The organism is Stenotrophomonas sp. HMWF003, assembly GCF_003061285.1.
GTDB lineage: Bacteria > Pseudomonadota > Gammaproteobacteria > Xanthomonadales > Xanthomonadaceae > Stenotrophomonas > Stenotrophomonas maltophilia_AP.
The window spans coordinates 1-7,912 of sequence record NZ_QAIW01000225.1 but is presented as its reverse complement, the minus strand read 5'-3'; the positions used below and the strand labels follow the sequence as shown (position 1 = coordinate 7,912).

The following is a 7,912-nucleotide window of genomic DNA, read 5'->3' as shown; positions in this document are numbered from 1 at the left end:
GGCCTTAGGAGTGCCAAATCGGCCGACCTGAGCCTGCAAGTAGCGCGCTGTACCGCTTACTCTCGTCGGCGCGGTATGCTCTCTATCGCGGGTCAAGCCACGGTTCCGCACCGCGTGAGTAGCTCTGCGACCCATTAGAGCCCCGAGAAGCAAGCAGCTACCCGGGGGTACGAGGTTTCCTGGGGAGGGAAGAATGGCTGAGGAAAAGAAGAAGTCGTACCCGAAGATTCCAAAGGCAAATTGGTTTGGTATCCGCGATCGATTCAAGCAAAAGACGCCGACCGAGGTTACGGCTTCGTATCTGGCCTCGGTTCTGAATATTGGCACTTCATCAGCTGGGAACCTTATTCCTCCACTCAAGACCTTGGGCCTTGTCGGTTCTGACAATAGGCCTACCGATCTGGCATTCGATTGGCGGGACGACGCCAGCTATGCGGGCGCTTGTCGAACGATGCTTGATGCGACTTATCCTGCGGAATTGCTTGACCTATTTCACGAACCTGGAGCGAAGCTCCAAAGTGTGGCGAATTGGTTTAGCCGCGACACCCGTTCCGGTCGGGCTGCATCTAGCGCGTACGCTTCAATGTATCTGCTTTTGCTGGAGGGTGACCTGACTAGGAGGGACGCTGCAAGGGTGAAGAACGGCGGAGGGGCAGAGGCTAAACCGAAGCCGGCGGCAAAGGCGAGCGTCCGAGCAAAAGTGGTCTCGACGCCACAAATCGATCGGCCGAATGTGGATGAAATCAAGCCCGAAGAGAGGAAGGGCTTTAGTCCAAAGCTTCACGTTGATATCCAGATCCATATTTCCCCTGATAGCTCGCCAGAACAAATCGATAAGATCTTCGAAAGCATGGCAAAGCACCTACCCCTCAAAGGCTGAGCCGCATGGACATTGAAACGGCGATGTTGGGGATTCGGGCACTGCAGAGTGATGTCCGACGTAAGCCCCCCCCTCCTGAGGAGGGGGGTACCAGTGTCGGCGACAACATTATCAACTTCGCGCTCGTGCGAGGAACGCGCCCCTACCTTGAACGCATAGCCCATCAGATCAACGGTTCGTACGACAACGGCTGGTATGACGCCGCTGCAGTGATGATTAGGCGGCTGGTGGAGACGCTGATCATCGAGGTGTACGAAGCGAACGGGATGGCGTCTGAAATTAAAGACACCGCCGGGGATTTCATGTTCCTGCGGGATCTGGTAGCAAAGATCCTTGCAGAACCGAAATTCAACCTGGGTCGAGCTGCGAAGAGAGCCCTTACGGAGTTAAAAGAGGCCGGTGACAAATCCGCCCATAGTCGTTTCTATACGGCTCATCGTCGCGATATTGAAGGCCTTGCTCACCATCTTCGGAACATCGTGCAGGATCTAATAGGTCTCGCAAAACTCAAATGATTTTTTACCGAGCCCACCGATGCCATTGGTGATCGATGCGCCCGTTAGCAAGTTCTGCTGACCATCTGGCAACACTCCGACATCATCCTCCCAAGCCTGAGCAGGGAGGGGGGCATGGAGTCCAGTCTTCAACGAGAAGGAGATTCGTCGTGAAGAAGCGCATTTGGAAAGAGCGTGTCGTCGACTTCATGCGCGAGGCCAAGGCGGCATGCCGATCAAATACCCATGCCACAAGTCTGTTACAAGGTCGGCGAAAGTTGGCAGCCGAACTGATGGCTAGGGCAAGCGCTAAGTGCCAGGACTCTTCCTGATGACAATGTCTTTCCGCGATTACGCAGAAGCTATGCACGGATGCTACTCAAACATGCCTGACGAGGGACGCACAGCCCTTCATGCATGGCAGGCTGAGCACGTGGACGCCTCCGGGATCTATGGTTCCTCTAGTTGCCCGGCTAGCATAAGAACATTGGCAAGTTCCACGTTCAACCCGCACCCTCAAGGGACCCTTCCGAAAGCGCCTACCTTATTCAGCTGGATGCAGGTTATCGTAAGATTGGTTAGCCCCAATTCGTATCGGCAAGGCTGAAGCAGCTCCAATGCGCGAACGCTGGTGAGCTCTCCGTCATCCACCAGTTCGAGGCAACCGACTCCGCCTGACGGTCAGAGAGCGTCTCTTGGTAGACCTTCCCGCAACCCGCTTTGGCGGACTTGTCCAGCTGGACATCCAAAGACTGCCCAACCGAGCAGACACGCGCATTGCCAATGGCTTCTACTCAGATGACGTCTCTAGACCAATAGAGGCTAGGACAATAGAATTGTGGAACGATTTTTGAAACGCCCAGACTGACATCCCAAGTTTTATAGAAAGCGGGACGTGAGATGACAGGCTTGTTCGCAGTGTGCACTAGGGGATGACATGGAGTTAGTTGTAAACCTTTTGGTTGGAATTGCATGGCCGGTTGCGGTCGTCGGGGTGGCGCTACTTTTCAAAAGCGACGTCCGCGCTCTCCTGAAGCGAATATCGCAACTGAAATACCGAGATGCCGAGGCAAGCTTCGCTGATGGCTTGGCAAAAGCAGAAGCGAGTGCCGCCGTCATCCCCCCAATCCGGGAGCGGGTTGCACAGCCAGAGCTATCCAGCCGGCTAGAACAGCTACGTCGTATCGCAGAGGTGTCACCGCGCGCTTCAATTCTTGAGGCCTGGGTATTGATTGAAGAGGCTGCCGCCAAATCAGGATTTGTGCAGGGTGCCAGCATACCAAAGGTTAACGCCCCCCTATTTGTTGAAGAGCTGATACGAATAGGTAAATTACCATCAAGTAACGCTCTACTCCTTAAGCAACTCAGGGTGCTACGAAATCAAGCTGTACACCTGTCAGATTTCAGCCTTACTCAGGATGAAGCTGACAGGTACTTACAACTCGCCGCGAGCCTGTCCGAAAATATCCTGAGTGCGGAGTAGAAGAGGCTGTGAAAACTCATCGAATCGCCCAAGTAATTCTTCCCGCTCGATTTCTCTTGGGGCGGTCGAGAGCACGCATAAACAATTGCTACGCGAATGAGATTGCCACCGCTCGCCGAGCAGGCAAACTTGATGAGATTCTCTCACTTGAATCCAGTCGACACTTCGAGCTAGGAATGTGCCAGGAGGAAGAGGATGGCCACCTAACCAGAGGACTTCTCAAAGAGTCAAGAAAGCTCCGGGTACCAGTACCGAGTATTCGCAACGCCGATGGCAGCCTTTCTAACTACTGGTACGAAGGAAGTCAGACCGGCGGCTGGTATCTCACCGACATGGGTATTCAGCTACTTAGAGAAGAAATCCGGAAAGAGAAGAAAGCGCTCCACGAAAGCCGAGCTCAGCTTACGGTTTGGCTATCAGCCTTGACTGGCCTTCTTGGCGCCATAACGGGACTTGTCGCCATCATCCACAAATGAGGAGCTTGAGCAGGCCAACGGAAACACGAGAAGCACATTCGAACTTGACAATTCAAAAAGGGGTTTTATAGCAATGGCCAGTCGTCCGAGAGTCCTCATCCTGTCAGCTTCCGACCAAGAGCCACTCGATGTGGCAAACGCTCTTCAGCGCCAGCTTGATTACAAATGCGACCCGACTGTCTGGACTCAAGATGTTTTTCAGCCAGGACGCAGCGCATTCGAGTCCTTCACCAATGCCGTCGACAACCATGCATATGGGATCTTTGTACTTACTCCTGACGACACTCTGCACAAGGGCGATGAGGTATTTCTCGTACCTCGCATGAACGTAGTCTTTGAACTGGGCTACTTCGCGGCTAAGCATGGAATTCATCGCGCCTTCTTGCTTACGCCTCGAGGAGACAAACGCAGCTATCTCTCTGACTTGGCAGGCATACAACCTGTTGAATTCAACCTGGAGCGCTTTCGAAAGGGCGAACAGGTCCCAGCCTTAGGCGCTGCGGTTGCGATGATTCAGAGCGCGATCGCCGCTGACAGATTGGAATACCCCAAGGAAGTTCAAAATCGCCGCAACCTCTTGGCCATGGAGGACAACCAGACAATTCTTGCTGAGGAGCGCTACTGCTTGGCTGCCAAGTTGAAAAGCGGCCACAATATTCGGCTGACGCTGACTGGCATCCCTCGAGAAAGCGGAGCCGAGTTGAACTCCGGCTGGTTAATGGGACTTAGGCCCACTGCAGTCGCATGGGATAACAGCCCTGGAATTGTGGGCAATAGTCAGAGCTTCTGGGCAACCGGCCCATCCGAAGCATTCACTGACTTTCGCGTATCTCGCGAATGCAGGGAATTGACCATTGAGATACACGAGAACGATGGTGTAGTAGATGGACAACAGCGTCATCCCGATAGCATCAAGAGATTCCACGTTCAAGATAAATCTTGAAATCTCCGAATGATAAATCAGGGTAGAGCTGACTCCCTGAGCCGTCTAATCCAAGAAGACCTTCAATCGGACGCTATTTTATTCGCTGCATAGCTACCAAATTTTAACCCACTGCCCACTAGGAAACAGCGTAGGGAACAAGCGTCTTCCGTTGCAGAAAGCGTGTTTCGCAGCTCTTCTTCGGATTTTTCTCGATCATAGCGTGCCTGCGCGGCGCCCCCTCTGCCGGCTTTTCTGTGCCGCAGCTGGTCAACATCGAGCGCGCGGAAGTCCTGAGGGGTCCGGCCGGCGCCCTGTACGGCGCGGCGATGCCGGGGGCGCCGTAAACTACGTGACGCGCAAGTCCACAGCCACGCCTGAACGCCGCATCGGACTGCAGTCCGGCAACAATGATTTCCGGGCTGCATCCATCGAGGCCACCGGGCCGAAGAACACCGCCGGCAGCGTGCACTACCGCGCCGGGCTGTACGGCGACACCGAACAGGGCATGCGCTGGAACGCGGATAGCGAAAGCGTGATCGGCGATGCATCGCTCGCCTTCGACGTAGGCGACACGGGCGAGTTGACCCTGCAGTTCACGGACATCACTCAGAACCTGGGCGGCAAACGGCTACGTGACGTGCCGGTGGACGAAAACGGCAGCTTTCTCAACGACCGTCGCTGGAGCCACAACGAAGCCAGCGACTTTCTTGAAATGCGCGCCAAGGCTGCGCTGGCGCGGTATCGCTTCTCGCCGAACATCAATTTGGACGTGGATGTGGGTGCACGCTGGCTCGAGAACAACGAGCATCAGATCTGCCACGAGCAGATGGGGCAGCGTGCTACCCCGCCATTCTTTGCCCATCGCGCCCCAAGTGCTGCATCACGCAGCACCCAGGGCGGATGACGGCTAGATATGAAACGCCGGACCCGCCGACAACGTCGCCGAACTCACCCTAACCCGCAACGCAATGAGCAGGCTGGCGAGCAGCATCACCGCCGCAGCAACGGTGAGCACAGCAACAATACCCCCGAACCCAAACACCAGGCCGCCCAAAGCGGCCCCTGCGGCGATGGACGACTGCACAGCAGCGACCACCATCCCGCCGGCACTCTCGGCCTGATCCGGCACCGCACGCGCAACCCAGCTCGACCAAGCCACGGGCACGCCACCGAAGGCCAGGCCCCAGAGCGCGACCAGCATCGATAGCCCGCCCACGCCCACCGGCAACAGGAGCATGCCCAGCGCGGCTGCGCCAACCAACGCAGGCATGATCACCAACGTGACTTTCAAACTGCGCTCCATGAGCCAGCCGGCCAGTAAGGTGCCAACGAAATTCGCCACACCGAATCCGAGCAGAATCAGCGCCAGGCCATCCGCGCTCATCTGCCCCAGACTCTCCAACGTGGGGCGGATGTACGTAAAGAGCGCGTACTGACCGGTGTGCGCCAGAACGCAGCCCAGCATTCCCACCGCAACGCCTGGTCGGCGCAGGAGCCCCACCACCGACTCGGGCACTGCCGCCTTGCGCGGGGCCATGCGGGGCAGCGTGAACCACTGGAACGCAAATGTGAGTCCACCTACCGCCGTCGCCGCCCAGAACGCGCTGCGCCAGCCCAGCAGCCCGCCGAGGTAGCTCCCCAACGGAACGGAGACCACCGTGCCGACCGCAATCCCGCTGAAGATGATGGAGAGCGCGCGAGGCACGCGCTGCGGCGGCACCAGCCGCATGGCCACGGCCGCTGCCATGCTCCAGAAGCCGCCCAGCGCGACGCCCAAAAGCACGCGCATCACCAGCAGCACGCCCATGCTGGACGACAACGCCACCAAGGCGTTGGAGAGAATCATCAAGCCGGTGAAACTCAGCAGCACCAGCCGTCTGTCTATCGAACGGGTCAGCCGCGGCACCAGCAGGCCAGCGAACAGGGCCACAACCGCAGTGACGGTCACGGCTTGCCCGGCCAGCGCCTCCGACACCCCCAGGTCCGCCGCCATCGGCGTCAACAGGCTGGCAGGCAGATATTCGGCCGTGAGCAACCCGAATACACCCATGGCCAGCGAAAACACCGCCACCCATGCCGATGAAGACGGCTCCCCGCTACTCCAGGCCACAGAATCCGGTGCGCCTGCGGCATCAACTACGTCATTACTCATCAAAGATCCCAGTGCAATCGTGCAGCCGAGAGTCTAGGGAGGCATGTCCGGATGATCTATGATTGTCTATCCTGTATTTTTGATCGAAACCCCGGATCGTCTCAATGAGCTACGCCCCACCCCAGCCCACCGATCTGATCAGCGAGCTGCTGACCGGCATGCGGCTGCATGGCGTTCAATACCGGCGCATTCAGACCGGGCCGACCTTTGGGCTTGGATTTCCCCCGAAGCCAGGGCATGCCTACTTCCATTACCTGGCCGTGGGCACGGCGATTCTTCGCGGCGCAGACGGCAGCCAACACCGTCTATCCGCAGGCGATGTCGTGCTTCTTCCCCGCGGAGACGAACACGCGTTGCTGTCGGGCGACGACCATCCCGTCCAGTGCCTGGAAACGATAGACGCCGCCCCGCTGGGTGACGCGGTGAGCGGCATAGACACCTGCCCGAGCACCCATGCCGTGCCAAGCGCCGTGCTCTTCCACGGCTGCATGGTGTTCGATCTGGGCGGCATGCAAGGGTTGAGCAAGGTGATGCCGGCGGTGATGGTGTGCGACGGCAACGCCACACAGTTCCCTGGGCTGTTGCCGATGGTCGACGCGATGAAGCGCGAGGTGTGCTCCGGACGTATCGGCTATGCAGGCATACTCGCCCGGCTGGCGGATGCAGTGGCCGCGATGATCGTCCGTGACTGGGTCGAGCGCGGTTGCGACGGCGCATCCGGCTTGGTCATGGCCCTGCGCGACCCGCGCCTATCGCTGTCGTTGCTTGCGTTACATAAAGACCCTGGGCGTGACTGGACCGTCGACGCGCTGGCGGCAGAATCCAACATCTCACGCTCTGTCTTTGCAGACCGGTTCCAGACCGTCATCGGAACCGCGCCCCTGCGCTACGTAACCGAACTGCGCATGCAGTTGGCCAGCCAATGGCTGACCCACCAAAGCCTGTCCATCGAGGTAGTGGCAGAGCGCCTGGGCTACGCGTCGCAGGCAGCGTTCAGTCGTGCCTACAAGCGCGTCATGGGGCACTCGCCTGGCGCGACCCGGCGCGGGCGCGCCCTGACCTCGCCATAGGGGGGGCCGTTTTTTGGGGTCAGTTGCTCAAGCCGCCTGAGCGTCGTCAACGGGCTGCAGTCGGTTGACGATCCCATCGAAGCGCGCCGCCTCAGTTCGAAGGCGATCGGCGGTAGTGCGTCGACTCGCCCTCGCCCGCCAGTCGCCACCGCGTTGCAGGTCCAGTGCGTCGGCCTGCTGCCACAACGCGGCCGCCCGTGCGCGCGCCCAGCGCGCCTTTCCGATGTCTGCTTTCGTCATGGGCCTAGAGTGAATGCGGGGCGTCGCAGGGGGCGATACGGAGGCAACGCCGGCTGACTGTGATCCTGTCACCGGATCGGGAACGGCTTGCGATGCCCAGCAGGCCCCATCAGAAGTGATCGACCCGCTATTTGGTATCGTTGGCGCCAGCTCTGCACTCAACGCGACCCCCATGCCCCGCCAGCCCTCGAA

Annotated in this window: 6 protein-coding genes and 1 pseudogene; 6 read left to right on the top strand and 1 reads right to left on the bottom strand. The window is 58.5% G+C overall.

Going from position 1 to position 7,912, the window contains the following annotated elements:
- The first annotated feature begins 193 nt into the window (after nucleotides 1-193).
- The 5 genes and pseudogenes from DBR34_RS09125 to DBR34_RS09100 all read left to right on the top strand — a co-directional run.
- Nucleotides 194-880 carry a DUF5343 domain-containing protein gene (locus tag DBR34_RS09125; protein ID WP_128096558.1) on the top strand — a complete coding sequence of 229 codons (687 nt, stop codon included), beginning with the start codon at nucleotides 194-196 and terminating at the stop codon, nucleotides 878-880.
- A 5-nt stretch (nucleotides 881-885) separates the two neighbouring features.
- Nucleotides 886-1,395: a DUF4145 domain-containing protein gene (locus DBR34_RS09120; protein ID WP_128096557.1), complete on the top strand. Its 510-nt coding sequence runs from the start codon at nucleotides 886-888 to the stop codon at nucleotides 1,393-1,395.
- 916 nt (nucleotides 1,396-2,311) lie between these two features.
- On the top strand, nucleotides 2,312-2,857 hold the full coding sequence (locus tag DBR34_RS21735) for a hypothetical protein (protein ID WP_219928244.1): 546 nt from the start codon (nucleotides 2,312-2,314) through the stop codon (nucleotides 2,855-2,857).
- Between the two features lie 549 nt (nucleotides 2,858-3,406).
- A complete protein-coding gene (locus DBR34_RS09105) occupies nucleotides 3,407-4,276 on the top strand; it encodes a TIR domain-containing protein (RefSeq protein ID WP_128096556.1) in 870 nt (289 codons plus the stop codon).
- A 206-nt stretch (nucleotides 4,277-4,482) separates the two neighbouring features.
- Nucleotides 4,483-5,090, top strand: a pseudogene (locus DBR34_RS09100) (TonB-dependent receptor plug domain-containing protein); the annotation flags it as partial.
- Nucleotides 5,091-5,165: 75 nt separating this feature from the next.
- On the opposite strand, the gene DBR34_RS09095 reads toward DBR34_RS09100, so the two are convergent.
- Entirely contained in the window at nucleotides 5,166-6,410 is a 1,245-nt protein-coding gene (locus DBR34_RS09095; RefSeq protein ID WP_128096555.1) for an MFS transporter, read from the bottom strand.
- A gap of 104 nt (nucleotides 6,411-6,514) precedes the next feature.
- Here DBR34_RS09095 and DBR34_RS09090 point away from each other — a divergent pair, with 104 nt between their 5' ends.
- Nucleotides 6,515-7,480 carry an AraC family transcriptional regulator gene (locus DBR34_RS09090; protein ID WP_128096554.1) on the top strand — a complete coding sequence of 322 codons (966 nt, stop codon included), beginning with the start codon at nucleotides 6,515-6,517 and terminating at the stop codon, nucleotides 7,478-7,480.
- Nucleotides 7,481-7,912 lie beyond the last annotated feature (432 nt).

Excerpts from the sequence above, each read along its gene's own strand:
- DBR34_RS09125 (WP_128096558.1), top strand. The coding sequence starts at position 194 with ATGGCTGAGGAAAAGAAGAAGTCGTACCCGAAGATTCCAAAGGCAAAT.
- DBR34_RS09120 (WP_128096557.1), top strand. The coding sequence starts at position 886 with ATGGACATTGAAACGGCGATGTTGGGGATTCGGGCACTGCAGAGTGAT.
- DBR34_RS21735 (WP_219928244.1), top strand. The coding sequence starts at position 2,312 with ATGGAGTTAGTTGTAAACCTTTTGGTTGGAATTGCATGGCCGGTTGCG.
- DBR34_RS09105 (WP_128096556.1), top strand. The coding sequence starts at position 3,407 with ATGGCCAGTCGTCCGAGAGTCCTCATCCTGTCAGCTTCCGACCAAGAG.
- DBR34_RS09095 (WP_128096555.1), bottom strand. The coding sequence starts at position 6,410 with ATGAGTAATGACGTAGTTGATGCCGCAGGCGCACCGGATTCTGTGGCC.
- DBR34_RS09090 (WP_128096554.1), top strand. The coding sequence starts at position 6,515 with ATGAGCTACGCCCCACCCCAGCCCACCGATCTGATCAGCGAGCTGCTG.